Below are 25,058 nucleotides of genomic sequence, written 5' to 3'. Positions count from 1 at the left end.
CCGCACGCTCCAGCGTGGGAATGCCTTGGGTGACGCTCCGCGTCACAAATCTGCGCCGCGCCGCTTATTCAGGATAGGATGCAGAGCGTCCAGAAATGGCATGCCGATGCGGAGCGTCGCACGATAGTGGAGATTATCGTTGCCCAGACACTTATCGTTCCTCACGCTCCAGCGTGGGAATGCCTTGGGTGACGCTCCGCGTCACAAATCTGCGCCGCGCCGCTTATTCAGGATAGGACGCAGAGCGTCCAGAAATGGCATGCCGATGCGGAGCGTCGCACGATAGTCGGTCAGGCTGTGCCGTACGGAGCGCTCAATCCAGGCCCAGTTTCTTCAGCCGGTAACGCAGCGATCTGAAGGACAAGCTGAGCCTTTCTGCCGCTGCGGTACGGTTCCAGCGGGTTTCTTCCAGGGCTTGCAGAATGAGCTTGCGCTCGATGCTTTCCAGGTAGTCTTCAAGGTTGTCGATGTCGGCCAGGCTAGGACCGCTGTGCTCCTGGGGGCTGGCGGACTCTGCAAGGCGCAGGTCGCTGGCATGGATTTCATCGTTTTCACAGAGCGTGTAGGCGCGCTCCAGCATGTTTTCCAGTTCGCGCACGTTACCGGGGAATCGGTAGCTCTTCAGCGTGTCCAGCGCCTGCGCATTCAGGCGCGCCACCGGTTGCGTGCCATTGCCAGCAAGTCGCTTTAGAACACTGGCTGCCAGTTGATCGATGTCCTCGCGCCGCTCGCGCAATGAGGGGACGCGCACTTCGATCACGTTCAACCGGTAATACAGATCCTGACGGAAACGGCCTGCCGCAACCTCTGCATTAAGGTTCTTGTGCGTGGCGCACAGAATGCGTACGTCCACAATCTGCTCTTGCTGGCTGCCTACACTGCGGATTGATTTTTCCTGGATGGCTCGCAACAGCTTTACCTGCATGGCCAGTGGTAGGTCGGCCACCTCGTCGAGAAACAGCGTCCCGGTATGTGCCGCCTGAAACAGACCGGGCTTGTCTTCGTGGGCACCGCTGAAACTGCCCTTGCGATGGCCAAAGAATTCACTCTCCATCAGCTCGGAAGGAATGGCCCCGCAATTCACCGGTATGAACGGTTTATCGATGCGCGGACCCTGCTCGTGGATCAGCCGCGCTACAAGCTCCTTGCCGCTGCCCGATTCGCCGCTGATGTAGATCGGTGCCTGGCTGCGGGCCAGCTTGCCGATCTGGTTGCGCAAGGTACGCATCGCCAGCGAGTCGCCCAGCAGGCGGCTGTCGATGCTGCGGGCTGGCTGGGCGCAAGGCAGGCTCAGCGCACTATTGACCAGTTCGCGCAGCCTGCCGAGGTCAACCGGCTTGGTCACAAAATCGAAAGCCCCGGCCTTGAGCGCATTAATCGCGGTGTCCAGGTTGCCGTGGGCAGTGATCATCGCCACTGGCACATGGGGGTAGCCGTGCTGGATATGCTGCACCAGCTCAAGGCCGTTGCCGTCGGGCAGACGCATGTCGGTCAGGCACATATCGAACGGCTCGCGGGCCAGCCAGTCGTGGGCCTCGGCAACATTGCGGGCGCATCGGGTGTCGAGTTTCATGCGCCCCAGAGTGATCTCCAGCAGTTCGCGGATATCCGGCTCGTCATCGACTATCAGGATTTTTTGCCGTTGGCTCATGCTCAGCTCGTTTTGAACGGGTGGGCGAAGGTTATGCGCAGGCAACTGCCGCCACCTTGCCGCGGGACGTATTCCAGGTGCGCCTGATTGCTTTCGCACAGCTCGCGTGACAGATATAGACCAAGACCGGTGCCTTTGCTTTCCGTGGTGAAAAACGGCTCGAATAGCTTGGCCAAATGTTGCTCGCTGACCCCTGGCCCGTCGTCCTGTACTTCCAGAATGGGCAAATCGCTTTGTCGGTCGTGATGCAGCTTCAGCCAGACCTGCGCTGACGAATGATTTCTGCCGCTGTAGCGCAGGCCGTTCTGTAGCAGGTTGGTCATGATCTGTGTTAGTTGCCCTGAATCCATGCGGGTTGTCAGCGTGCCGGGGCTTATGTCGACATGAATCGACTGATTGGGCGCAGCGGAACTGCGAAATTCAGCGATAAAGTGTTCCAGCCAGGTTTTCAGGTCCAGCAGTTCGGGCTGCGCTTCGCGTCTGCGCGACAATTGCAGAACATTTTCGATGACCCGATCAATACGCCCCGACTGGTCATGAATGATCTGCCCCAGGCGTCGGTCCGCTGCGCTGAGTTCTTCAGATTCGTTGAGTAACTGTGCGGCATGGCTGACTGCGCCCAGCGGGTTGCGTATCTCGTGGGCAATCCCGGCGGTCAGGCGTCCCAGTGCGGCGAGCTTGAGCTGCTGCGCCTGATGAGCAATTTGCGACAGGTCTTCAAGAAAGATCAGCGTCTGGCGCTGATCGCCACGATTGAGCGCGGCAAAGCTCGGTTGCAGCACCGGCCCGATGGGTGAAGTCGTGACGCTACGCGGCACCATGATCGGGTTGACGAGCCACTGGCGCAGGCGTTCCACCAGTTGCGGCGAGTAAGCGTCGATAACCTGGCCGACCAGTCGCTCGTGGCCCAGTAGGGTAAGGGCACCTTGATTGGCCAGCAGCACCTGACGGTTGGCATCCAGTACCAGAATGCCGGTACGCATGCGTTGCAGGATCTGCGCGTTGAGTTCTTCAAGGCTGTCGACATCCGCTGCACGCTGTTCGGCCAGCACTTCGCTGACCTGCATGCGCGCTGTCAGCGCCTGCACCAGCAGTGCGGCGGCGAAGCACAGGGCACCCAGAGAGCCAGCCTGCACGTAGTCGTTGGAAACCGACGGTGTACCGAAGCTGATATAGAACGTCAGGTAGATGATGCCGATGGCAGAAACGGCGGCGATCAGCAAACCGATACGGCCCCGCAGCAATACATTGCTGATTGCTACGGAAGCAATCAACAGATTGCCGATGCCGCTGGAAGGGCCACCCGCCGCGTAGAACAGCGCAGAGAGCATGATTGCGTCAGTCATTGCCAGACTGAACAGCTGCGCCTGACGGCTGGGACGCTCCAGCAGCACGACGACCAGAATGTTGAACACCAGATACAGCCAGCAACCCGAGCGGAACAGGTTTGGATTGGCCAGTTGCAACAGTTCGGTTTCCAGACTGCTGGAAATCAGCAGGACCAGTACCACGCCGATGGTTAGCCGATAAAGGTGGTAAAGCCGCAGAATCCTTTGCGCCTGTGGGCTGGCAAGCGAGGGCGTGTCAGCGGTCACGTGCCGCAGGGCCTTCCAGGCGGTGTGCCTCGCTGCAATACCATTGCTGTGCCTGGCTCAGCGCGCGATCCTGAGGGAGATGAACGCCACAGTGTGCGCAGCGCACCATTGGGGTGGCCGCTATTTCAGGCGGCTCGGCACGGGACTTCGGCTTGGGGGGATTGATCAGGCGCTTGACGAACCAGATCACCGCCGCGATCAACGCGGCCCACATGAGTAAGCGAACCATGACTACCAGCTTAGTGATTGACGATGGCGCAGTGTAGCCAAGGTACAGTCAGGCGCACAGTGGCTGCGGCGCATAAATGTGCTGCATAAAAAAAGAGGCCCGAAGGCCTCTTTCTTAATGGCGTGAAGATCAGTCGAACAGACCCAGGGTCATGTAGCTGAACCACGAACGGCTCTTGGTGCCTTTAGCTTCGGCGTCTTTTTCCGCCTGCTCGTCCAGCTCTGCCTGATTTTCCGGCAACAGCTCTTTCGGAATGGCGTCCTTGGCGTCCTGATACTGCTTCTTGATGTCCTGATCGGCACGGGTCTGGCCCGGTGGCAGCGGTGCGCTACCGTCGATCAGACCAAGGGTCGCTTTTGACAGCCACGAGCGGTTGTCGGCTTCCGCCTGACGCGGGGTGAACTTGCCGTCAGCCAATTGCGGGTGGTTCGGGTAGTTGGTTTTGAGCACTTCAAGGCTGGTGGCTGCCAGATCGTCGAGGTGCAGACGCTGATAGGACTCGACCATCACGGCCAGACCGTCACCTACCGATGGCGTCTCCTGGAAGTTTTCCACGACATAGCGGCCACGGTTGGCGGCGGCGACATAGGCCTGACGGGTCAGGTAGTAGTCGGCTACGTGAATTTCGTAGGAGGCCAGCAGGTTGCGCAGGTAGATCATACGCTGCTTGGCATCCGGCGAATAGCGGCTGTTCGGGAAGCGGCTGGTCAGCTGAGCGAACTCGTTGAACGAGTCGCGGGCAGCGCCCGGGTCACGTTTGGTCTGGTCCAGCGGCAGGAAGCGCGCCAGCAGGCCGACGTCCTGATCGAAGGAGGTCAGGCCCTTCATGTAATACGCGTAATCGACGTTCGGGTGTTGCGGATGCAGACGGATGAAACGCTCGGCAGCGGATTTGGCTGCTTCGGGTTCACCGTTCTTGTAGTTCGAGTAGATCAACTCGAGCTGGGCCTGATCAGCGTAGCGACCGAACGGATAGCGTGATTCCAGTGCCTTGAGTTTCTCCGTGGCACTGTTATAGCTGTTGTTTCCCAGGTCGGCCTGCGCCTGCTGGTACAGCTCGACTTCGCTGAGGTTTTCGTCGATGACTTCCTTCGACGAACAGGCCGCAGTCAATGCGAGGATGGCGATCAGCAGCAGGTGTTTCACTTGCATGGCGGCTTGCGTCCCTATAACGGCCTGCTGTCTTGGGCGGGGCCGTCCTGTTATGATGAGCGCCCCGCGATACCGGCGGGACAAAAGACGCCGTATTTAACCACAAGCGCGCTGCCGAAACCAAAGGCTAGCCGCCACCTAGTCTGGTCATGTCCGAAAATATAGAACTCCGCGCAGAGGTGCCGTCCGAATTGGGCGGTCAACGCCTCGATCAAGTCGCCGCACAATTATTCGCTGAGCACTCGCGCTCGCGCCTTTCCGCCTGGATCAAGGACGGCCGCCTGACTGTGGACGGAGGCGTATTGCGCCCCCGCGACATCGTGCATGGTGGCGCTGTTCTCGAGCTGATTGCCGAGCAGGAGGCCCAGGGTGAATGGGTTGCTCAGGACATCGAGCTCGACATCATCTATGAAGACGACCAGATCCTCGTCATCAACAAGCCTGCGGGTCTGGTGGTGCATCCGGCTGCCGGTCATGCCGACGGCACGCTGCTCAATGCCTTGCTGCACCATGTGCCGGACATCATCAATGTTCCGCGTGCCGGCATCGTGCATCGTCTGGACAAGGACACCACTGGTCTGATGGTGGTCGCCAAGACCATTCAGGCACAGACCCAACTGGTTACCCAGTTGCAGAGTCGCAGTGTCAGTCGTATCTACGAGTGCATCGTGATTGGCGTGGTGACCGCAGGCGGCAAGATCGACGCACCGATCGGCCGTCACGGCCAGCAGCGCCAGCGCATGGCGGTGATGGAGGGCGGCAAGCAGGCGGTCAGTCATTACCGCGTGCTGGAGCGCTTCCGTTCGCACACCCATGTACGGGTCAAGCTGGAAACCGGGCGTACCCACCAGATTCGCGTGCACATGGCGCATATCAACTATCCGTTGGTCGGCGACCCTGCCTATGGCGGTCGTTTCCGTATTCCGCCAGCGGCCAGCCTGACCATGGTCGATTCGCTCAAGACCTTCCCGCGGCAGGCGTTGCATGCCCGCTTTCTGGAGCTGGATCATCCGACCACCGGTAAGCGCATGAGCTGGGAGTCGCCACTGCCGGATGATTTCGTCTGGTTGCTGTCGCTGCTCAAGCAGGATCGCGAGGCGTTCATCGGGTGAATGACTGGCTGATACCTGACTGGCCTGCGCCAGCTCAGATCAAGTCGTGCGTCACCACCCGCTCGGGCGGGGTCAGTCTGGCCCCGTTCGACAGCCTCAATCTGGGCGATCACGTCGATGACAGCCCGCAGGCCGTGGCGACCAATCGCCAGCGCCTGACCTCCAGTCTCAACGTTCAGCCCGCCTGGTTGAAGCAGGTGCATGGCGTCGACGTCGTGCCTGCTGATCCGTCCCGGGTTGTCGAAGCCGATGCCAGTTGGACCGATAGCCCTGGCGTTGCCTGCACCATCATGACCGCCGATTGTCTGCCCGCACTGTTCTGTCGTCGCGACGGCACCCGCGTCGCCGCCGCGCATGCCGGATGGCGCGGACTGGCGGCCGGTGTGCTGGAAGCCACCGCCGACAGTTTGCAGTGCGCTCCTGAAGACATCATGGTCTGGCTGGGTCCGGCCATCGGCCAGCCGTCTTTCGAAGTCGGCCCCGAGGTGCGCGAGGCCTTTACCGCCAGCCACCCGCAGACGGTCGCTGCGTTTGTCGCCAGTTCGAATCCTGATCGTTTCATGGCCGACATCTACGCGCTCGCCCGGTTACGACTGGCAGCCCAAGGTATCTCTGCCGTGTACGGCGGCGGGCTGGATACCTTCACCGATCCGCGCTTCTTTTCCTACAGGCGTGCCGCGCGCACTGGCCGCTTCGCCTCGCTGATCTGGATTGATCACACCTGATTGCAGGCTCTTTTGCGCGGGCCAGCTAGGCTTGGCTGAACACACGTCTGATCTGTATCAACCACGGCACGCTTGAAACGCGCAGAATCGTCCGCATCTAACTGGCTATTCAGCAGGTTTTCGTTATAGGTGTGTTCATTGCTCCGGCCTGCATTAAAGGAAGGTGACTAATGCGTATCGACAGATTGACCAGCAAATTACAGTTAGCGTTATCCGATTCCCAGTCGCTGGCCGTTGGCCTCGACCATCCCGCCATCGAACCTGCGCACTTGATGCAGGCGCTGCTTGAGCAGCAGGGCGGTTCCATCAAGCCTCTGCTGTTGCAGGTAGGCTTCGACATCAACAGCTTGCGCAAGGAACTGAGCGCAGAGCTGGACCGACTGCCAAAAATCCAGAACCCCACTGGCGACGTCAACATGTCGCAGGATCTTGCGCGCCTGCTTAACCAGGCCGACCGTCTGGCACAGCAGAAAGGCGATCAATTCATTTCCAGCGAGCTGGTGCTGCTCGCGGCAATGGACGAGAACAGCAAGCTCGGCAAATTGTTGCTGGGGCAGGGCGTCAGCAAGAAAGCCCTGGAAAACGCCATCAACAACCTGCGCGGCGAAGGTGCCGTGAATGACCCTAACGTCGAAGAGTCGCGTCAGGCGCTGGACAAGTACACCGTTGACCTGACCAAGCGTGCCGAAGAAGGCAAGCTCGACCCGGTGATCGGTCGTGATGACGAGATTCGTCGCACCATTCAGGTCCTGCAACGCCGTACCAAGAACAACCCGGTGCTGATCGGTGAGCCTGGCGTGGGTAAAACCGCTATCGCCGAAGGCCTGGCGCAACGCATCATCAACGGCGAAGTGCCAGATGGCCTTCGCGGCAAACGCTTGCTGTCGCTGGACATGGGCGCATTGATTGCCGGTGCCAAGTACCGTGGTGAGTTCGAAGAGCGCCTGAAGTCGCTGCTCAACGAACTGTCCAAGCAGGAAGGCCAGATCATCCTGTTCATCGACGAACTGCACACCATGGTCGGCGCCGGCAAAGGCGAAGGCTCGATGGACGCTGGCAATATGCTCAAGCCTGCGCTGGCTCGCGGCGAGCTGCATTGTGTCGGTGCCACCACGCTCAACGAGTACCGCCAATATATAGAGAAGGACGCTGCACTTGAGCGTCGCTTCCAGAAAGTGCTGGTGGACGAGCCGAGCGAAGAAGACACCATCGCAATCCTGCGTGGCCTGAAAGAGCGCTATGAAGTGCACCACAAGGTCGCCATTACTGACGGTGCGATCATCGCCGCGGCCAAGCTGAGCCATCGCTATATCACCGATCGCCAGTTGCCCGACAAGGCCATCGACCTGATCGACGAAGCGGCCAGCCGCATTCGTATGGAGATCGATTCCAAGCCTGAAGTGCTTGATCGTCTTGAGCGTCGCCTGATCCAGCTGAAAGTGGAAGCTCAGGCGCTCAAGAAGGAAAAGGATGAAGCGGCTATCAAGCGTCTGGAAAAACTCCAGGAAGAAGTGGTGCGCCTTGAGAAGGAATACGCCGATCTCGAAGAAATCTGGACCTCGGAAAAAGCTGAAGTAACGGGTTCTGCACAGATCCAGCAGAAAATAGAGCAGTCCCGTCAGGAACTGGAAGCGGCGCGTCGTCGTGGCGACCTGAACCGCATGGCCGAGTTGCAGTACGGGATCATTCCGGACCTGGAACGCAGCCTGCAAATGGTCGATCAGCACGGCAAACCCGAGAACCAATTGCTGCGCAGCAAAGTGACCGAGGAAGAAATTGCCGAAGTCGTGTCAAAGTGGACCGGTATTCCCGTGTCGAAAATGCTGGAAGGCGAGCGCGAGAAGCTGTTGCGCATGGAAACCCTGCTGCACAACCGGGTAATCGGTCAGGAAGAAGCGGTGGTCGCGGTCTCCAATGCCGTACGTCGTTCGCGTGCAGGGCTTTCCGACCCGAATCGCCCGAGCGGTTCGTTCATGTTCCTTGGCCCGACCGGTGTGGGTAAGACCGAACTCTGCAAGGCGCTTGCCGAATTCCTGTTCGATACCGAAGAGGCGATGGTGCGTATCGACATGTCCGAGTTCATGGAGAAACATTCCGTGGCTCGCCTGATCGGTGCACCACCGGGCTATGTCGGTTACGAAGAGGGCGGTTACCTGACCGAAGCCGTGCGTCGCAAGCCGTACTCGCTGATCCTGCTCGATGAGGTCGAGAAGGCACATTCCGACGTGTTCAACATCCTGTTGCAGGTGCTTGAAGACGGACGCCTGACTGACAGCCACGGGCGGACGGTGGACTTCCGCAATACCGTGATCGTCATGACCTCCAACCTGGGCTCGGCGCAGATCCAGGAACTGGTCGGTGATCGTGAGGCGCAACGTGCTGCGGTGATGGATGCGGTCGGTACGCACTTCCGGCCGGAGTTTGTGAACCGGATTGACGAAGTGGTGATCTTCGAACCGCTGGCGCGTGACCAGATCGCCGGTATCACCGATATCCAGCTGGGCCGCCTGCGCAAGCGTCTGGCTGAGCGCGAGCTGGCGCTGACCCTGAGCCCCGAGGCGCTGGACAAGCTGATTGCCGTCGGTTACGACCCGGTCTATGGAGCACGGCCGCTGAAGCGGGCGATCCAGCGCTGGATCGAGAACCCGCTGGCACAGATGATCCTCTCGGGCAGCTTCATGCCCGGTACCACCATCACCGGCAAGGTGGTCGACGACGAGATCGTGTTTGCCTGATAGCGCTCGCCAGCTCTATATAGAGGGCCCTCTCGCCGAGGGCCTTTTTTCTGAGGATGCTGCCAGCAGTAAAATCGGGCCTGAAAGGGGATCTGGGAAAAAATCGCAAATCATTGTCTTAAAAAGCAATTTATAGGGTTGACAGGTGTTTTTAAAATTGTAGAATAGCGCGCCTCAGAGACGTGAACGCAACGATACAAACGAAGCGCAAAGGTCGATGAGATTGAAATCAACGAGTTAACAGCACGCTGGTTTCAAGGCAACAGGTTGTAAAGTTGAATCTGAAATCGATAGTTCCGCGATAGCTCAGTTGGTAGAGCAAGTGACTGTTAATCACTGGGTCCCTGGTTCGAGTCCAGGTCGTGGAGCCAGATTTCGCAAGATTCAATGCAGTTTTAGTCGGGGTATAGCGCAGTCCGGTAGCGCGCCTGCTTTGGGAGCAGGATGTCAGGAGTTCGAATCCCCTTACCCCGACCATATTTGGGTCGTTAGCTCAGTTGGTAGAGCAGTTGGCTTTTAACCAATTGGTCGTAGGTTCGAATCCCACACGACCCACCATTTTTGGTCAGTTTGTATCTGGCTGGATCTTAGGGAGTGACGCCACAAGCGTCACCCAAATAGAAAACGCCTCCTCGGAGGTGTTTTTTAGATTTACCGGGGTATAGCGCAGTCCGGTAGCGCGCCTGCTTTGGGAGCAGGATGTCAGGAGTTCGAATCCCCTTACCCCGACCAAACACTGTTGTGGCTGTATCTTTAGGACCTTGATGGGTGTTCATGTCTCAGTTTGAGGCAGGCTTTACCGTATGAGGGGTCTTATACCCAAACAAGCAGCCGTCTGTCGCGAAACATAGCGCCAGCAAGCTGTGATGTCAAATTGGAGCGCCCCGTACCGAGCGAAAGCTTGTGTACGGGGCGTTTTTTTTGGCAAAAAATGCTGTGCTGCGCGTGTATCGGCCCATATGAAGCAGTCATTAGGCCTGATAACTAAATAATCGGCATCGCGATGCATCTGCTGATAATGGCAGATTGAGTATTTTTACAAGTATCCAACGCAAGTGATCAGCCTGACCTGCCGATCCATCCGGCCAATTCCAGCATTTCAGGGCGTAGATGCCGAGCATCCTGGCTTGGGACAGGTCTTTCCTCGATTACTGGTTCAGCACCAATTCCTCCGCCGGCAATGTTGTTCTGTACCCACCTGGTGAGTTCCCCCAAGCTTCTCAACAGATCTTCTGGACTGGAGCAGCCTAACGGTAGCTGGCTGACTGCGGTGTCGCGGTCACTAGTGGGTGAGGGCGTCTCGTCGCGGTTCACTGTCCTGGTATCTTGAGCAGTTGATGGGCACATGGTCGAGACCGGTGTAGGCAGTGCGCGGGGCCTAGCCAAGGCCTGGCCGACTGAGCTTTCGGCTTCTGCAGTTGTTTCGCGAGTCGTAGTCGATGCAGTCAAGTCCTTAACTGGAGCAGATATTGATCGGTGTCTATCAGCACGCAGCGTCGCATCCGGTTTTGCCATGTAGCTGATTTTGGCCGGCCGCTTTCCTCGTTCGTTCATCACCTCCCGCATCATGTCGTAGTCGGGTTCGATGTAATCCATCGTGGTAGCTATATTCGAGTGGTTCAGCAATTTCTTGGTCAGATAGATGTTGCGCTCCGGTAGCGTCATTAGCTCACTGGCGATCGTGTGTCGGAAGCGGTGAGGCGTCATCCGTACACCGGTCATCGCAGTGAGTTTTTTATACATCGCCTCGACTTGGTTGGAGTTCATCTCATGGCGGCGGTAGTGGCCTGAAAATCTGTTTACGTTGAACAACTGGTCACCCGGCTGGAACCTCAAGGCCTTCGCTGCTTGCATAAGTGTTTCTATCTGAGCCATCAGGCCGTCCGGGATAGGAATCAGGAACTCACGATGAGTCTTCTCCGTTTCGCCTCTGACTCTGATCAGCCGGTCGCGCAGGTATACATCCGCATATCTCAGGCATAGCAGCGCGTTGAGCCTGATCCCCGTGTAGTAGAACGTTTCGAACACGCTCAGCCAGAACCAGGCAGGTGTAATTTCTGTCCGTTTCGCGGTGGCACGCTCCTCTGCGGTCAGCATCCTCAGCCAGTTACGAGCGCGGACGCTTGCGTCGTTCGCAACTGTCTTTTTTGGGCGCTTGGGCGGCATCACACGCGTGTTTTTAAGTGGGTTAACAACCAGCTCCAGCAGACCGTGCTCGATTGCATAGCCGTAGATGGTGCGCAAATGGCTGGAGTACGTGTTCCAGCTGCGCTTGGAGATCCGCTCGAGCTCAGACCTGCGCCAGTCAAGCATGTCTCGGTGGGTCGTCTCACAGGCAAGGCAGTCGCCGAAGAATCTGACGTAGGATTTTGTGGCAGCCCAATAGATCTTGACGGTGTCGGGCCTAAGGTCATGAGTGAGTATGTATTCCTGGGTCAGTTCCGGAAGCGTCATCGGTTTCATTCAGATGTGTCCTTGTCTACCAATTCTGCCAAGCTGATGACCGGGTTGTCATAGGGCACCTCGCTGAAAACGTCGTTAGGCTCTATGAGCAGATAGCCCCGCAGTTGCTTGCTTTTTCGTGGTCCTTTGACCAGGCATGTCCAGATGTTCAGGCCTGCGCCAGTCTTGCGATGTTTTTTCAGCTTCTCAAAAGAACGCTGAACGACCTGCCAAGCTTCCAGATCCCGCTCTTTAGCTTCACGCTCTATGCCCGGGTGCTCAAGTGCGTAACGTTTGAATATGTCCGGGCTCACCAGGAACGCAGTGCCATCCACGGTATGCACACGTGCCTTGGCGTCATTGATGATGATCCTGTGGGAGATCACGCCCCCCTTCAGCCAGGTGAGGAAGTTCAAGCCGTGGCTTGAGCTACCTTCCGGCAAGACTTTTGCCGGCTCTTCGACTGGGGCTGTGTGGTTCTCTGCCTTGTTACCCACAAGCTGCCGAGGTTGGCTAAGATTGGTAGGTGCCGGAGGAGGGGGCAAAAACGGAATCTGATCGTCATCGCCTACCTGCTCGGGTGCTGGTTGAGTCGGTGCTGTCGCTACCGGGTCCGGGAACAGATCGAGCAGCTCGTCCAGCGCATCAAAATCTTTTGCTGCAGGAGGTGCTTGCTGAGGTGCAGGGCGCACTGCTGATGCCGCAGGCGTATTTTTGCTGTTCACCGGTTGAGATTCGTCGCCTCCAGCAGGAACTTGCTCGTTGTCATCCGCCATTGGTGCAGATTCCACGGTCAGCGTACCGGTATACGTCTCAGGTCTATCAGTGGTGTTTGGCCAGATCAGTGCCGGCGCTATTTTCAGCACTGTGAACGTGTTCTTCCAGCCACGACCATTGTCGATGCTGGCCTTCCAAATGGCTTTTCCCTCTCCGTTGGGCTGAATGATCGCTTGATCCTGGAGCAGATTGAACATTGGGGCGTTGGACGAGGGGATGTGTTCGATACCCTGAGACAGCAGAAGTGCTCTGAGCTGATCTACAGCTGGCTTGCTGACAAGCCACAAGCCTTCCTGAGTCAGCCATCCGTCTGAGGGACCGTCTGGCTGATTCAACTTGAATTTATCCGCCACGAGCATCCTCAGGCCTTCAGCCAGCTGCCTTTGGATAGACTGCTTGGGCGCTGACATAGCTCGGCCAGGATTGCCTCCGAGTTCCTGTGCCACGGATGCCTGGTCAGCTTGGGAGACAATTTCACCAAGGATATCGGCATGCTCATACTGACCTGCGAACGCGAACACGAGTTGAGACCAGAGCTCGGGAAACCCGCTGAGCCAGTCCAATGCCTTCGCCGGAATCACATTGGAGTAGATCAGCGACGAAGCTGCTCCATGCAACCGATAGTCTCGACCTTTCACGTACTTGAATCGGTATGGCTGATCCAGAGGCCCGTGCCATGGATGCCAGATAGTGCCATCTGCGAGTTCAACCTTGACGTCTACCGCAATCTTTCCCAGGTCGTGGACGAGCGCACCATAGGCCGATGCTGCAGACCATGCTTCTGACTGAGCCGCTTGCGACTCGGGCGGCGCTCCGATGGGGAGCAGATACATTTGCCGTATCTTAAGTGCGTAGGCGACGATTTCGAGACCGTGATCCAGCATGCCACCATGATATGCATGGTGATGATTCTCAGAGGCTGGGAGATGCTGCACCAAGGCTGCGTAGCTCTTGAATGCCTGCATGTAAAGCGTCTCGAACTGCTCACGGGGCAGAGAGGTCCGCTGCCAGATGTTTTCAATCAACTGGCGCCGTCGGGAAGTCGACAGCAACGCGTCGGGAGATTCTGGTTTGAAAAAGCCTGCAGCAGCATTGGACGAGATCGGAGACGCTTTTCTTCGCGTGAAGAAACTAAGCATTTAGGCACCCATGATGAAGTCATTGGTGGGCCTTTTGCTTTATATGGCTCAGCGTGACAAGTCGAAACCTATATCCATCCTGGAAAGGTTATATACATAAGCCGTCACTCGATTGGCTGGGATCCAAACAGTGACAGAATCGGATGTTGCCACGCTTGCGTAAAAAAATGTAGCCTCCAAGTGACTGTTAAGTAACATTTTTTGTAAATTTCATTTTTATTGAGGACGCCTTTCGAACCCTTTCGGCATCCATTTCCGGCGGACTCGCCGGCCCTTTCGGGTAAGGCACTTACCCTTATTCCCCCATTCCATTCAAACCCTTCGCTTTGCCATTTGCTTCAGCCCATTTCGCCCTTTCGGTGCGGACTACCGGGGGCAGACGAATACGGACAGCCGTTGGTCGGGTCGAAGTCAAAGGCGTGGGGCAGTCAAAGCTCAACGGGCTGGATGAGCTCCGGTCCTTGATTCCGCACGTTCCCCACTGCGCGATCAACCGGGAACCATTCAAAATCGTCAACAATCCTGCAGTGCTCTTTTGCCAACGCTTCGGCTTTCTGCGGTGTAGTTTCGGAATCAAGCCATGCCCGCGCATCTTCTGCCGTCAGTACCACCGGGCGGCGATCATGAATGTCCACCATTCCCGAGTCGCTTGCCGACGTGATGATGACAAACCCGTCGCCATCATGCGGCTCAAGCCCTCTGTGGACCTGGGCCAATGCCGCGAAGAACATAGGCTTTTTACTCTTGAGACGGATGAAGTAGGGCTGCTTTTTCTTGGGGTCATCCGGGTCCTTCACCCATTCAAACCAACCGTTCGCTGGGGCAACTGCCCGTCCGGTAGGCCAGAGCTCTTTGAAGAACTTTCCCGTCATTACGGTTTCGACTCGAGCGTTGATTGGGGCTGGTCGTTTGCCTTTCGCCCAGAAAGGCTCCCACCCCCACCGAACCTTGTCGACACTCAGACCCCCCTCGGTGGGACGGATGATCTCAACCCGAGTGCTAGGAGCCACGTTGTAGCGCTCTATGGGCAGGAGGTCGTACCCATTGATCACGATCTGCTCTGGGGCAAGCTCCTTGAGGTAGTGGTCCATGGATTCGTAGATCGAGTAGCGTCCGCACATGATGTCACCCCAATGTCACTCGTCGAAAATGCCTTTCAGTACGATTGACCGCGCGCGGGCCAAAGAGTTAACTGTATATCTATACAGCTAACTTTATAGAAAGGTCTTCATCATGAGCGTAGTCATTCTTGGTCCGTTGTCTGAAGGGGGTATCAAGCTACCGCTCTACTCATTTCAGGTGCCAGCTGGATTTGCTTCTCCCGCTGTCGATTACATCGAGAAGCACGTGTCCCTAGACGAACTGGCCGAGGTACGGGCACCGCATGTCTACCTGGCGAAAATTCTCGGAGACAGCATGATTGGGGCAGGTATTTTTGATAAGGATTTGATCGTCGTTGATCGCAGTCGCACTGCCGAGCATGGAGAGATCGTTGTGGCAGCGCTTAATAATTCGGAACCGATTTGCAAGCGGCTCTTCATGATGGATGGGGTTGTCAAACTTCAATCCGAAAATAGTGCCTACCCGTCCAAGCACATCCTGGAGGGTGACAACCTCGTCATCTGGGGCGTAGTGAACTACAGCATGCGCCGTCATGGAAAAGCATGAGGCTGTCTTCGCGCTTATCGATTGCAATTGCTTCTATGCCAGCTGCGAGCGTGTTTTTCGTCCAGATCTGGAGAAAACGCCCATCGTGGTACTCAGCAATAACGACGGTTGCGTCATCGCCCGTAGCTACGACGCCAAGCCATTTGTGAAAATGGGGGCTCCCTATTTTCAGATCAAAGAGGTGTTGCGCCGCCACGGCATAAAGGTGTTCAGCAGCAACTACGCGCTCTATGGCGACATGAGCGAGCGTGTCATGTCGATCATCGAGTCGATGGTGCCAGCCTCCGAGGTCTACAGCATCGATGAGGCGTTTGCAGACCTCACCGGGGTCACTGGCGATCTCACAGCGTTCGGTCGACGCATCCGGGCGAACATTCTTAAATGCACTGGCATTCCTGTTGGTGTGGGTATCGGTCCTACGAAAACGCTCGCCAAGCTGGCAAACCACACTGCTAAGCGACTGCTATCCCATACAGGCGGTGTTGTAGACATTTGCGACCTGCATAACCGCAACTGGGTACTGCGTAATACGGCGGTCTCAGAGGTCTGGGGGGTAGGGAAGAAGATGAATGCCCACCTGGAGGCTATGAACATCCGCACCGCAATGGACCTTGCAACCGCCGACCCGCGTACTCTGCGCGACCGGTTCAGCGTGGTCATTGAAAAGACCGCACGTGAGCTGGCAGGTACTTCGTGCCTGGAGCTGGGCGAAGCTGCACCACCCAAGCAGGAGATATGTTGCAGCCGAATGTTCGGAAAACGGCTAACCACCATTCAGCCTATCAAAGAGGCGGTGGCCACCTACACTCAGCGTGCGGCCGAGAAGCTCCGTTCTCAAAACTCGCTGTGCAAGAAGATCCGCGTCAGCATCCGTACCGGCATGTTCAATCCGGAAGAAGCCAAGTACGCCAACGGCGCTTTGGTTGAATTGCCATACCCCACCAACGACGTGCGCTTGATGACCAGGGCGGCGACTGAGGCAGTGAATCGTTTGTTTCGACCGGGGTTCAAGTACAGCAAAGCTGAGGTTCTGTTGCTGGATCTGAGACAGCCTGGCGAATTTACGGATGACATGTTCGCTGCTTCGCAGCCGGCATCTTCGGAGAAGGTCATGGGAGTCCTGGACGAGATCAATACACGCTGGGGCAGAGGGACTTTACGAGCTGGGAGTGTTCCTTCCAATCCAGAGTGGGCTATGCGTCGCGAGCTGATGAGTCAAAGTTATACGACCAGGCTCGATCAGTTGTGGGAGGTGAAAAGTGTGTAGCAGCTCTGGAATGGTAGGGATGGAAGCGCGGACGCACTTGGATTAATGGAACAGTATTTCATTTGAAAACACTGTCGTACCGAAGCGTTATACGGTCTGAAACAGTCGGCCGGCTGTTCGTCGGAAGGTTGATTTCTAAGGGAAAGTAGGTTGAATATGTGAGTTTATAGGTCTATAAATGATGTCAGAACGACATGTTGATTGAGTCACGAGGTGGCTATGAGCACAGTTAAAGTACAAGGCAGCGCTGCAATGCGGATCGGGCAGGGCCTGGGCCGTGGTGTGGCTGCAGTTTTGCGCCTGGAAAAAGCTTTGTGGTCATCGCTGGGCCGTGCCGGTATACCTGCACTTATTGTGACCGCTGTGAAGTGGAGTGCTCGGGTGGCTGTCCTCGGTGCTGGAGCGCTGCTCGCAACTTGGGGCTTGCTACAGCTTCTTGGATTGCTTGCCATCATCGCGATCGGAATCGGCATCTTTAGCAGCCCTTCGATTCAGCAGGGATCGCAGAGCGTCGACTTTGACTTGGATGCCAACAAGGCAACGAAGATCGAAGTCCGTGAAGGCTTGGATGGTTATGGGACTTATGTTGGTAGCCATCGGGTCGAGTAAGTGCGCCAGGTAGCTGTTTCAAACCAGTACCTGGCACATTACGTAGTTGGTCAGATCTTCCCTTTGGCTACTGACATAGCCAACTGTCCACCTTTCCCTCCAGCGTCCTGAGCCGCGCTAGTGCCAGTAGCCAATCCGCTCATCAAACTTCCTAGTTTCGCCCCACTCCAGCCCAACGCTACTATCCAAAAGCTGGGGAGCACGATGAACATCGCTCCCATCACGAAGTCCAGCAGCAGATCTCCTTGCGCATTGCTCGCTCCAAATACCGGGTCAAAATTGGTGTGAGGAACATTGCTGCCGATCCCGTTGCCGTAGAGGGCATCGAGAATCGTACTGTCTACCCATCGTGCGAGCTGGAACCAGAAGTCCACGAAAATCAAGGCAAATGCTGCGAAAGTCACCGTCATCACGACTTTCAAGTCGAACGCCCCGATCACCAGTACAAACGGAATGCAAATGATGAGAGCCATCTTTAGGAAGGCCATCACCATGGGCGCTGCTTGTCTTACACTGTCCATGGCTGGATACATCACAAGAGATCCTGCTGCCTGACCAGCTGTAGCTGCAAGGCGTGTAAAGTCATTTAGCACAGAGCCACCGACTTGACCGCCATAGTCTGAATAAACCTGACCCTGGGTCAGTTGCTGCTTCCTCGGAGAGACCAGATCCCGGATGACCGAGTCGCTCACTTCGGTCTGGGTCATGAATTTTGCCCACTGAGCAAGCTTGCTCAGCAGATCTGGACTGACCTGTGCCAGCAGCCTGGCTCTGAGCCCGACGCTTCCATCCGACCACCATTGAGTGCATGTAGGAAACCCACCACCACCAGTGGTTTGTGGCAGGCCCGCGTCCCGGGTTGCGTCATAGGGCCATTTGGTTCGGGGAGTGTGTGATCTGAACCCAGAGAAACCATCGCTGTAATAGCCGGATGTTTGCAGGAAGAAGTGCGAACCGATCCAGTTGACGTCGTTGAGTTGATCATTGCTAAGGGTAGGCTGGGTCATGAACAGCTTTGCGCGCGCACGTGCGTAGCAATCGTTCGTGAAGTCAGCGACCTCCTGGGCAAGCAGCGGATCGTTGATGCGGGCCTTGTTGACGTCCATCCGGACCTGTTGCAAATCCACTCCACAGGGAATAGCTGCGACTGAGGCCGCAGTTGCTGCCTTGGACATCGCATGCACAAACAGCCACCAGACGGGCACTGTGGCGCTTTTACCGTTCAGCGTACTGAAGGATGTTTCCCAGCCTGTATCAGTCGGATTGGGTATTGAGTATTGGCATTGCTCTGAGCGGCTTCGGTCGAACTGGATGGTATCAATGCTGACGTTCACCAGAGGCATACAGGCAAGAATGATCACGAGGATTGCCGTGTAGAACCGGTTTTCTACTCGGGCCAATGAGAGGACGCCCTTGTTGCCCTCATCAGCTCCCTCACCGCGGGCTCTGAGCCATTCGCTGATGACAATGGCGGCAAAGGGCGCTGCGAAGAGTCCGCTGTCCTCGATCATGTTCCAGATGCCGCCGTTTATGAGCCATCCGACCAACGTCAGGTAATACTCAAGGTAATCATTCGTGTGCAAGATCATGGCAGGTCAACTCCCGCTACAGTGGCGGCGCGCCGAAGCTCGAAAAGGAGAATGACGAAGATGGCCATGACCTCGCAGCGACGAAGTCCCGAGGGGAATAGGTTTGTTTCTGATGCTCGCTGTTTAAGGGTGCGCCTTAGCCTGTACCAGCCGAGCCCTATCGCCGCATAAAGCGACAGCCGCCAGGCCAGCATGTAGTTGTAGTGCGCTTTTTGCCATTCCCTGAACTGCTCAATATCTCCAAAGAAATGTACGATGGCCGTCATGAAAATCAAAGCCAGAACAATGGTCAGCAAGACCGGCCAGGTGAACGATACAAGCGCCTTTGCGCCCCTACGTAGCCATCCCTTGGCAACCGGCAATGAACTCATGATCAGTTACCTTTCGCAGGGTTCTGCAGCTGATCGAGGCGGTCTGGCGTTGGATCTCCTTGAAAGATGCCTTTGGAGCTGTCCTTCCGGCTCTGAGCCCTCTGTAGGATGGCTGTCGGTGAGTTGCTGGCCAAGCTGCGACGCATATCCAACTCGGTCTTGAGGTTGTCAATTTCCTGTTGCAGGCTGCTGTTCTGCTGACTGACCGCCTGCAGGGCCACATCGTTGGCGGCAATGTTCGGTTCTTTGCTGCCGGTGAACATAGTGCGCTGAAGCAGTAGCGCTTTGCCGAGAACCTCAGATAACGCTACCTCTGAAGCAAGACGTTTTGCGAGAATGTCCTGGTCATGCTCAGTCCTGAGTGCCTCGACCACTCCACGGGTAACAGGCAGAGAATCGCTGCTCGCTGCAGTCAAGTTTTCTGAGGTGAGGGCCTTGCTGCCCGAGATCAATTCCTGCAGCGCCTTGAGCTTGGAGTCGTAGGATTCCTGTATGAGTGGTGTGAGGCCAACGCCGGCAGTGGAGGTTGTTTTGGTGCAATCCTCACAAGTGCGTTGTTGTTGCTCTCCCAGTACCCGGTTGGCGAACGTGGTAGCTGCCTGAGGCGAGGACCAGGTGGAACACACCATGCCGTTGTTGCAGGCCGAAGGACTAATGGACGATGTATCGGCAGCGCCGCGTCCGTTCAGCAAGTTGTATCCCGCTCGGGTAACGTCGCCTACGACCTTGATAGGTTGCTGGCCAGATCCGCCGGCCTTATTCCCTCCGAGCCACGTAATACCGTCATTCCCTCCCTGCTTTTCGACCTGTGCAACGGCTGAGACAGCATCTGTGTTCCCGTTTTTCACCGCCTGACTCATAGCCTGGCCCTCGGCGATCTTGTTCCAGCCCATCTGTCCTCCGGCGACGTCGAGCATCTTGTCAGCAATGGCACGGCAAGTGCCTTTGGAGCGGTCGAAGTCAAGACGACCCTGCAGAATGCCGTTGGTAAGCAGGTTGTACAAAGCCGGGTTAGCCCGCTGGATAATCAGTCCTGGTAGTGATGAGACGGCGCTGGTAGCGTTTGAGATCATCGACCCCATGATCGTCTGAAATCCGGAAGTTGCTCCATTCAACTGATTCTGGAGCGTGTTGTTCATGCTCATGTTTCCGCAGACTAGGTTGCTGTTCCAGCCACCGCCGATGCTGATGCTATCCATATTCCCCGCCGTACCCATCGTCACAGCGTTGCCGCCTCCAACGCTGTAGAGCACGTCGTCACCGATCACGCTGCCCGATGAGCTTGCATTGATTCCCGGGATTTCGGCGAGAGCACTATGGGCTGTCAGGGTGCTCATGAATGCAATAGTCAGAAAGGCAGCGCGGCGCATAGTTGAAGTCCTCTTGATCATCATTGAAAGTCCGTACTGCCAAGAAAGGTTTGTCCTTCCCGCTTGCAGCAGGAATACGGGCGCCATAACGCCCAGGCGTAACCACCATCGGTCGCCTGCACACGGGGCTGGGGGTTTGGAAATACCGCGCAGCTTTGACTGAGGGTCGGCGTGAGCTCTTGCCACTTACCGGTGGTGGCGTCGGTCTCGATCAATTCTCCTGCCGGCCAGTAGCCTGGCTGCGGCTGTGCCAGAAGCGGTTGATAGACATGAACCTGACCGCTGCGAGTGACCACGTCACCTGCACGCTGCGCTATCACGGATGCCGCCTTGTAATCGTCGGCTTGATGGATAAAACCACTGCGAGGGTAGACGCTTCCCCACATGTCCCCCGACGTCAGACCACCCACCTCTCGACGGCCGGGAATCAGTGCTTCTGGATACACAGATTCTGGAACGCCGTAACGCCAGGCGACGGTGTCCAAGGTGCTCAGCAGGTAGGGCATATAGGGCGTTGCAGCGCCTTGACAGGCATAGCCCGAGGCGCTGGCAAACTTACTGAATGTTGCACCCCCGGGGTGGCCTATGACGTCAGCGTTTTTGAATTTAGCCAGGCTATTCTCGTTATTATGATTAGTGGTTCCGTCACCGCCATCCTGGGCGAATGAAGTGGGTGAGCTCAACGAAGAGACCTCCACCCAAGGGTTTTCACCGGTATTCGAGTAGCTTGAGACCACGGCGTCTGGAACGAAGTGACGAACCTTGGTCGACGTCTTCACCTTGCATCCAAACGGAGTGCAAAGCAGCCAGTAGCAGATCCCGACCACCTTGTATTCCAGGCAGTCAGGTGACAGGGTTGAGGCGACCAGGGTGGCAGATGTCACCGTGCCCGCTGCTGCCGGCCAGGTTGTGATCGACAGTGCCAGGGCTGCCCATGCTGGAGGCTTTGGCAAGTTCATCGCGGTGCCTCCCCCCGGCCAGTTGCATTTTGGTATTTGGCGGTGGCGCGCCACTGGGCAATGCGATATTCAGCGGCCGTAGCGTTGGTTTCCCCGTACACAACAAACTTGCGGTCGACCACCACTGCAGGGACCTTCGTTACCCCCATGCTCCAGGCGTCTACGAGGTTTTGTTGAGCCAAAGCCAGATCTCGTTGCAAGCGCTGCGCATCGCTGCTCATGAGGCGTTGCTGCATGATCGCGATGGCTTGTTGCTGGTTCGCTGGCAGTCCTTCCGACAGCTTGGCTTCGAGCCGTTCGGATTCGTCGAGGAGGATCAGCCGGACATGTGCCGGTGCCTGAACTGGGTGGTTCCGGTCGGTAACGATCCACGTCTCCGCGTTCGTGAGGGGGACCTGTATGGCCGCAATCAAGATCAGTAAGGCCATGCGGTTCTTGCCGCTGAGGCGGTAGGGGCTGGAGGGTGGCATTAGGCAGTACCTGCAAGTGGTGTCAGGTACAGAAAACGCGACTAATGAACTGTCGTCAGTAGGAAACCGTTATCGGGACGGTTGGGGTTTGGTGGCGCCTGTCTGGACCGTGAGCCTGCCATCGAGCAGCAGGCGCGGTAGTGGTGTCGGTAAACAGTGCAGCAAGCGGGCCTGCAAGCTTACGATCGAGCTTTTGCTGCGAGCCGGTTATCATGGTGGAGGATGTTTCGGGTGCTGTCTCGCTGGACGACTGCACTGTTGTTGCGGAGCACACAGTTGCATTAGGAAAAGACCTTTCGCGCCCAGTGCCGACCGCCAATCTGGCTGCCGCACAGCTTCACTCCAAACCTCGCTTCGTGCGGGGCTTGGCAATTAGAAATACACGACTTTTGCATCGAAAAGACAGAAGGAACGTCTTATGAAATTAGCAGTGGCTCAATTGATTGCGGTTTTGGCTTCTATAGGTCTGGGGGAAGCAGGGCAGCGCACTGCAGATCTGGCGTACAGCGAGGCATGTATTATTGCTCTGCTATTGGGATTTGTTCTGATGATGGCAGCACTTGCGCGCGAGGTCTTTGAAGTGCTGCGTGAAAAGTCATTGATAGGTCAGAACAGAGCGAAAAATCTACGATGAAAGACAATGATCCAAGCGTCCAAATCATGGAACGTGCCCGTCAACGCATCGAGAACGTGGCCATAGCTGGCGACTTGGAGGTGATGCTCCATGTTGCAGCTCAAGCTCAGGGGTGGATCGGCGCTCTGCAGGCAGAGAGTTTGCTGGGTGAAGAGCAGTGCGAAATGCTTGACGTAGAGCTGAAGTCTGCCGTTTCCAATTGGAATGGTGGTCCAGCATAGGCCACATAAGCAGCCTATTGCCGCGAGGCCCCATCAGGATAGGAGATTTAGCCATGACCGATCTCAGCGGAGCTCTGCGCGCAACTGCCACTAAGTGGCGAGATCTCAACCAGGATCACCATGGCGGCATTGTGCTGATCTGGCAAGGCGAGGTATACGGTTGGAAGGATTCATTGCGTGACGCGAGCCATGAGCGCCCGGGTGTATTCGCTGTGGATGAAACTGGCCACATTTTCATCGCCGAAGGAGGTGATGAATATAATGGTGCAAAAGGCTGGGTAGCGGCTGACCTGGACAAACAGTAGGTAATGCGATGAAAACATTTCTGCTTTATTTATTGCTCATTTTTGGCGGTACGGCTGCGGTCGTAGCCGGTACGGTGGCTTTGGGGTATGACTCGCTTAGCGCCTTGACCGGCTGGGACAGTAGAGGGACTCCGGAGCTCGTATTCATGGCGATCTGCGCTGTAAGTGGCCTTGCATGCTCAGTGAAGATTTGGAAAACCCACAAGCAACATGGCTGGTACTAAAACCTTTCGAGGATAGCCCGGCGCTACCCATAAGGTAGGCCGGACGTTTTCAAGCCGCCATCACACCTGCCGGTGTGGCAGTTCTGTGCAGCTTCGTTATCAACTTTCCTACAGCGGCCGCTATCGCTTCGAAAGCGGTATAGATGACAGATTGACCCAGCATTTCGTGGGCTGTGGTGTTGGATACTCCTTCAACGATCTCAACCGGTATGGTTTTGACGCGAGCATGTTCGCTTACCGTCAGAAGCCTGCTGAGCGCCGGGTTTCTTGGGTGTCGAATAAATGGTTCTGTCGATCTTGCCTTCGCGTACCCACGCCCAATACAACCGCATGAGGTTGCTTCAGGTGTCAGTAACTGCCTGCGAAAGCCCTTGCCGCTAGCAATGTCGCGCTCCTCTTTACGTCCCAGGTAGTCATAACACTTCCAGCTTTCATCTGTTTCTGGCACAGCGTCCATGAGATCCTTGAGTGAGCGCTCTTTTGTGCGAAGAGGGGTGATCTGATCCAGTCTCAAAGGCTCAAAAGCCCCCTCCGTGTATGCAACCAAAGCCATCCTGGACCTGCTTTCGAAAGCCCCGAACACGGCACCGTCGAGGATGCACTCGAACAGCCGGTAGCCCAATGACTTCAACACAGATCTGATCACTTCCATCGAAGTGCTGGTCTGGTAATCAGGTACATTTTCGACGATTGCCATGACTGGGTTGGAGTACCGGACAAAGTCCAGAAAGTCTATGAATAACGAGCCCGCGGACGGATGTTGTTCGGCTGAATTGAGTTTGTTTTTGGCCTTGCCTGCACGGGACGCTCCAGTACAAGGAATGCCCGCAACAACCAAATCACATTCCGGTGTGCCCGTGCCGCGCTGTACGTCCCGGACATCTGCACAGATTGCGAATGAAGTGTCTCGCCAAAGCATTGGGTTGTTGCGCAGGCTGGCGTCCAGGTACTGATCTTCAACCTCAATACCAATCCTGACAAACGTATCAATTCCTGAACGCGCCAGGCCGGCGTGTATCGCACGATCCAGCACTCCTCCACCGTGAAACAGACTGCATACCGCCAGTGGTTCTTGGGCATCGAGCTTGCGCTTCATTCGCGCCAGACGCTCTTCAATCCTCTTGTCATTGTCGAGGGGGGTGATGATGATCCTTCCCAAACGAATGACAACTCGGACTTTCTCTGCGGTCTTGAACAAGCTTCTGAGTAGTGCTGTCCGGATCTCGATGAGGGGTGTCGTGATTCCATTTTTAACCCGCCTGGAGACCGTGACATCGCCTGTGTTGAACTCTGGTGATGTGGCTGGCACGAGTTCCAGCCTAGTCTGTCCTTCTAGGCGGATGAGTGAAAAACGAGTTCCTATTTCGATGCCGGCATTTAAAAGCTTTTGGCCCTCAAGCCAAATACGTGGGACGCCGCGGGCTTCCCCTATCTTAGGGGTGATGAGCAGTGAGAAGGTATTCATGTAGGGTTCTCAAAAAGGGAACCCGGCCCAATGGGAGGATTCCCATTGGGTTGATGAAGTGAGGAGTGTGCAGCCACCAACGTCAGTTGGCCGCTCGCGCTTCCGGTTGCTTTGCGAGCTTTGGGGATGTTCACGCAGACAGCTGCGTCGAGGCCACTAGTAGGTAGCCCTCATTACGGGTTTGAAGCTGAAGTTACCTATCCAGGCTCTTACAAGTTCGCCAGTTGTGTCAAGGGCGGAATCGGTACGTTCGGCACCGTCTATCAACCCAGTACATGAAACGCGGGCAAGGGCGCGCGCGTTTTTCTCCAAAGCTACGATGGTTTTCATGCGCAGCGTGCATGCGTCC

The 25,058-nt window shown here is 56.5% G+C and carries 22 protein-coding genes and 4 tRNA genes; 13 read left to right on the top strand and 13 right to left on the bottom strand.

All coding sequences use genetic code 11. The features are described from left to right. Nucleotides 1-313 precede the first annotated feature (313 nt). From RYB66_RS08305 to RYB66_RS08290, 4 genes are all read right to left on the bottom strand, one after another. The gene (locus tag RYB66_RS08305) at nt 314-1,651 is read right to left on the bottom strand and encodes a sigma-54-dependent transcriptional regulator (protein WP_016982716.1); all 1,338 of its coding nucleotides are present in this window, start codon (nt 1,649-1,651) and stop codon (nt 314-316) included. Between the two features lie 2 nt (nt 1,652-1,653). Next, nucleotides 1,654-3,246: a two-component system sensor histidine kinase NtrB gene (locus tag RYB66_RS08300; RefSeq protein ID WP_316894216.1), complete on the bottom strand. Its 1,593-nt coding sequence runs from the start codon at nt 3,244-3,246 to the stop codon at nt 1,654-1,656. Continuing rightward, complete coding sequence (locus tag RYB66_RS08295) at nt 3,236-3,475, bottom strand: PP0621 family protein (protein WP_002551997.1); 240 nt, start codon at nt 3,473-3,475, stop codon at nt 3,236-3,238. Before RYB66_RS08295 ends, RYB66_RS08300 begins: the two co-directional genes overlap by 11 nt. 129 nt (nt 3,476-3,604) lie before the next feature. Beyond that, a complete protein-coding gene (locus RYB66_RS08290; protein ID WP_005733851.1) occupies nt 3,605-4,627 on the bottom strand; it encodes an outer membrane protein assembly factor BamD in 1,023 nt (340 codons plus the stop codon). Between the two features lie 149 nt (nt 4,628-4,776). On the opposite strand from RYB66_RS08290, the gene rluD reads away from it, so the two are divergent. The 7 genes from rluD to RYB66_RS08255 all read left to right on the top strand — a co-directional run bounded on the left by rluD (nt 4,777) and on the right by RYB66_RS08255 (nt 9,931). Beyond that, nucleotides 4,777-5,739, top strand: coding sequence for a 23S rRNA pseudouridine(1911/1915/1917) synthase RluD (rluD, locus tag RYB66_RS08285; RefSeq protein WP_002551999.1), 963 nt, complete (start codon nt 4,777-4,779; stop codon nt 5,737-5,739). After that, nucleotides 5,736-6,464: a peptidoglycan editing factor PgeF gene (pgeF, locus tag RYB66_RS08280; RefSeq protein ID WP_316894214.1), complete on the top strand. Its 729-nt coding sequence runs from the start codon at nt 5,736-5,738 to the stop codon at nt 6,462-6,464. The genes rluD and pgeF overlap by 4 nt, the downstream gene beginning before the upstream one ends. A 170-nt stretch (nt 6,465-6,634) precedes the next feature. Then, the gene (clpB, locus tag RYB66_RS08275) at nt 6,635-9,199 is read left to right on the top strand and encodes an ATP-dependent chaperone ClpB (RefSeq protein ID WP_004663469.1); all 2,565 of its coding nucleotides are present in this window, start codon (nt 6,635-6,637) and stop codon (nt 9,197-9,199) included. A 295-nt stretch (nt 9,200-9,494) separates the two neighbouring features. After that, nucleotides 9,495-9,570 (top strand) — tRNA-Asn (locus tag RYB66_RS08270). A 29-nt stretch (nt 9,571-9,599) separates the two neighbouring features. Beyond that, nucleotides 9,600-9,676, top strand: a tRNA-Pro gene (locus RYB66_RS08265). 5 nt (nt 9,677-9,681) lie between these two features. Further along, a tRNA-Lys gene (locus RYB66_RS08260) sits at nt 9,682-9,757 on the top strand. A 97-nt stretch (nt 9,758-9,854) separates the two neighbouring features. Continuing rightward, a tRNA-Pro gene (locus tag RYB66_RS08255) sits at nt 9,855-9,931 on the top strand. A 327-nt stretch (nt 9,932-10,258) separates the two neighbouring features. Here the strand turns inward: RYB66_RS08255 and xerC are convergent. The 3 genes from xerC to RYB66_RS08240 all read right to left on the bottom strand — a co-directional run bounded on the left by xerC (nt 10,259) and on the right by RYB66_RS08240 (nt 14,678). Continuing rightward, entirely contained in the window at nt 10,259-11,662 is a 1,404-nt protein-coding gene (xerC, locus tag RYB66_RS08250) for a tyrosine recombinase XerC (RefSeq protein WP_087677425.1), read from the bottom strand. Next, nucleotides 11,659-13,557 (bottom strand): MobH family relaxase, encoded by a 1,899-nt coding sequence (gene mobH, locus RYB66_RS08245; protein WP_083181224.1) that lies wholly within the window; start codon nt 13,555-13,557, stop codon nt 11,659-11,661. The genes xerC and mobH overlap by 4 nt, the downstream gene beginning before the upstream one ends. A 428-nt stretch (nt 13,558-13,985) precedes the next feature. Continuing rightward, a complete protein-coding gene (locus tag RYB66_RS08240; protein WP_083181171.1) occupies nt 13,986-14,678 on the bottom strand; it encodes an SOS response-associated peptidase in 693 nt (230 codons plus the stop codon). Between the two features lie 112 nt (nt 14,679-14,790). On the opposite strand from RYB66_RS08240, the gene RYB66_RS08235 reads away from it, so the two are divergent. The 3 genes from RYB66_RS08235 to RYB66_RS08225 all read left to right on the top strand — a co-directional run bounded on the left by RYB66_RS08235 (nt 14,791) and on the right by RYB66_RS08225 (nt 17,101). After that, nucleotides 14,791-15,225 (top strand): LexA family protein, encoded by a 435-nt coding sequence (locus RYB66_RS08235; protein WP_003318766.1) that lies wholly within the window; start codon nt 14,791-14,793, stop codon nt 15,223-15,225. Beyond that, nucleotides 15,212-16,492: a translesion error-prone DNA polymerase V subunit UmuC gene (gene umuC, locus RYB66_RS08230; protein WP_087677426.1), complete on the top strand. Its 1,281-nt coding sequence runs from the start codon at nt 15,212-15,214 to the stop codon at nt 16,490-16,492. Before RYB66_RS08235 ends, umuC begins: the two co-directional genes overlap by 14 nt. Nucleotides 16,493-16,711: 219 nt before the next feature. Continuing rightward, a complete protein-coding gene (locus RYB66_RS08225; RefSeq protein ID WP_020314295.1) occupies nt 16,712-17,101 on the top strand; it encodes a DUF3742 family protein in 390 nt (129 codons plus the stop codon). 50 nt (nt 17,102-17,151) lie between these two features. Here RYB66_RS08225 and RYB66_RS08220 read toward each other — a convergent pair whose 3' ends face one another. Genes RYB66_RS08220 through RYB66_RS08200 form a run of 5 tightly spaced genes read right to left on the bottom strand, consistent with a single transcriptional unit; the run spans nt 17,152 to nt 21,860 of the window. Next, a complete protein-coding gene (locus RYB66_RS08220) occupies nt 17,152-18,690 on the bottom strand; it encodes a conjugal transfer protein TraG N-terminal domain-containing protein (RefSeq protein WP_087677427.1) in 1,539 nt (512 codons plus the stop codon). Next, nucleotides 18,687-19,061 carry a hypothetical protein gene (locus RYB66_RS08215; RefSeq protein WP_087677428.1) on the bottom strand — a complete coding sequence of 125 codons (375 nt, stop codon included), beginning with the start codon at nt 19,059-19,061 and terminating at the stop codon, nt 18,687-18,689. Before RYB66_RS08215 ends, RYB66_RS08220 begins: the two co-directional genes overlap by 4 nt. Nucleotides 19,062-19,063: 2 nt before the next feature. Next, on the bottom strand, nt 19,064-20,455 hold the full coding sequence (locus tag RYB66_RS08210) for an integrating conjugative element protein (RefSeq protein ID WP_004409751.1): 1,392 nt from the start codon (nt 20,453-20,455) through the stop codon (nt 19,064-19,066). Then, nucleotides 20,452-21,390: a TIGR03756 family integrating conjugative element protein gene (locus RYB66_RS08205; RefSeq protein ID WP_087672709.1), complete on the bottom strand. Its 939-nt coding sequence runs from the start codon at nt 21,388-21,390 to the stop codon at nt 20,452-20,454. Before RYB66_RS08205 ends, RYB66_RS08210 begins: the two co-directional genes overlap by 4 nt. Continuing rightward, complete coding sequence (locus RYB66_RS08200) at nt 21,387-21,860, bottom strand: TIGR03757 family integrating conjugative element protein (RefSeq protein ID WP_087677429.1); 474 nt, start codon at nt 21,858-21,860, stop codon at nt 21,387-21,389. Before RYB66_RS08200 ends, RYB66_RS08205 begins: the two co-directional genes overlap by 4 nt. A 418-nt stretch (nt 21,861-22,278) precedes the next feature. Between RYB66_RS08200 and RYB66_RS08195 the strand changes: the two genes are divergently transcribed. Genes RYB66_RS08195 through RYB66_RS08185 form a run of 3 tightly spaced genes read left to right on the top strand, consistent with a single transcriptional unit; the run spans nt 22,279 to nt 23,020 of the window. Next, the gene (locus RYB66_RS08195) at nt 22,279-22,494 is read left to right on the top strand and encodes a hypothetical protein (RefSeq protein ID WP_087677431.1); all 216 of its coding nucleotides are present in this window, start codon (nt 22,279-22,281) and stop codon (nt 22,492-22,494) included. Then, nucleotides 22,491-22,715, top strand: a complete 225-nt coding sequence (locus tag RYB66_RS08190) for a hypothetical protein (protein WP_087672713.1) — start codon at nt 22,491-22,493, stop codon at nt 22,713-22,715. The genes RYB66_RS08195 and RYB66_RS08190 overlap by 4 nt, the downstream gene beginning before the upstream one ends. A 53-nt stretch (nt 22,716-22,768) precedes the next feature. After that, nucleotides 22,769-23,020, top strand: coding sequence for a hypothetical protein (locus RYB66_RS08185; RefSeq protein ID WP_176394376.1), 252 nt, complete (start codon nt 22,769-22,771; stop codon nt 23,018-23,020). 273 nt (nt 23,021-23,293) lie between these two features. Here RYB66_RS08185 and RYB66_RS08180 read toward each other — a convergent pair whose 3' ends face one another. Next, a complete protein-coding gene (locus tag RYB66_RS08180; protein ID WP_087677432.1) occupies nt 23,294-24,709 on the bottom strand; it encodes a DNA cytosine methyltransferase in 1,416 nt (471 codons plus the stop codon). Between the last annotated feature and the right edge of the window lie 349 nt (nt 24,710-25,058).

It is taken from the genome of Pseudomonas syringae group sp. 243L2 (assembly GCF_032587875.1).
Classification (GTDB): domain Bacteria; phylum Pseudomonadota; class Gammaproteobacteria; order Pseudomonadales; family Pseudomonadaceae; genus Aquipseudomonas; species Aquipseudomonas amygdali.
The sequence above is the reverse complement of the archived record's forward strand: the minus strand, read 5'-3'. Positions and strand labels throughout refer to the sequence as shown.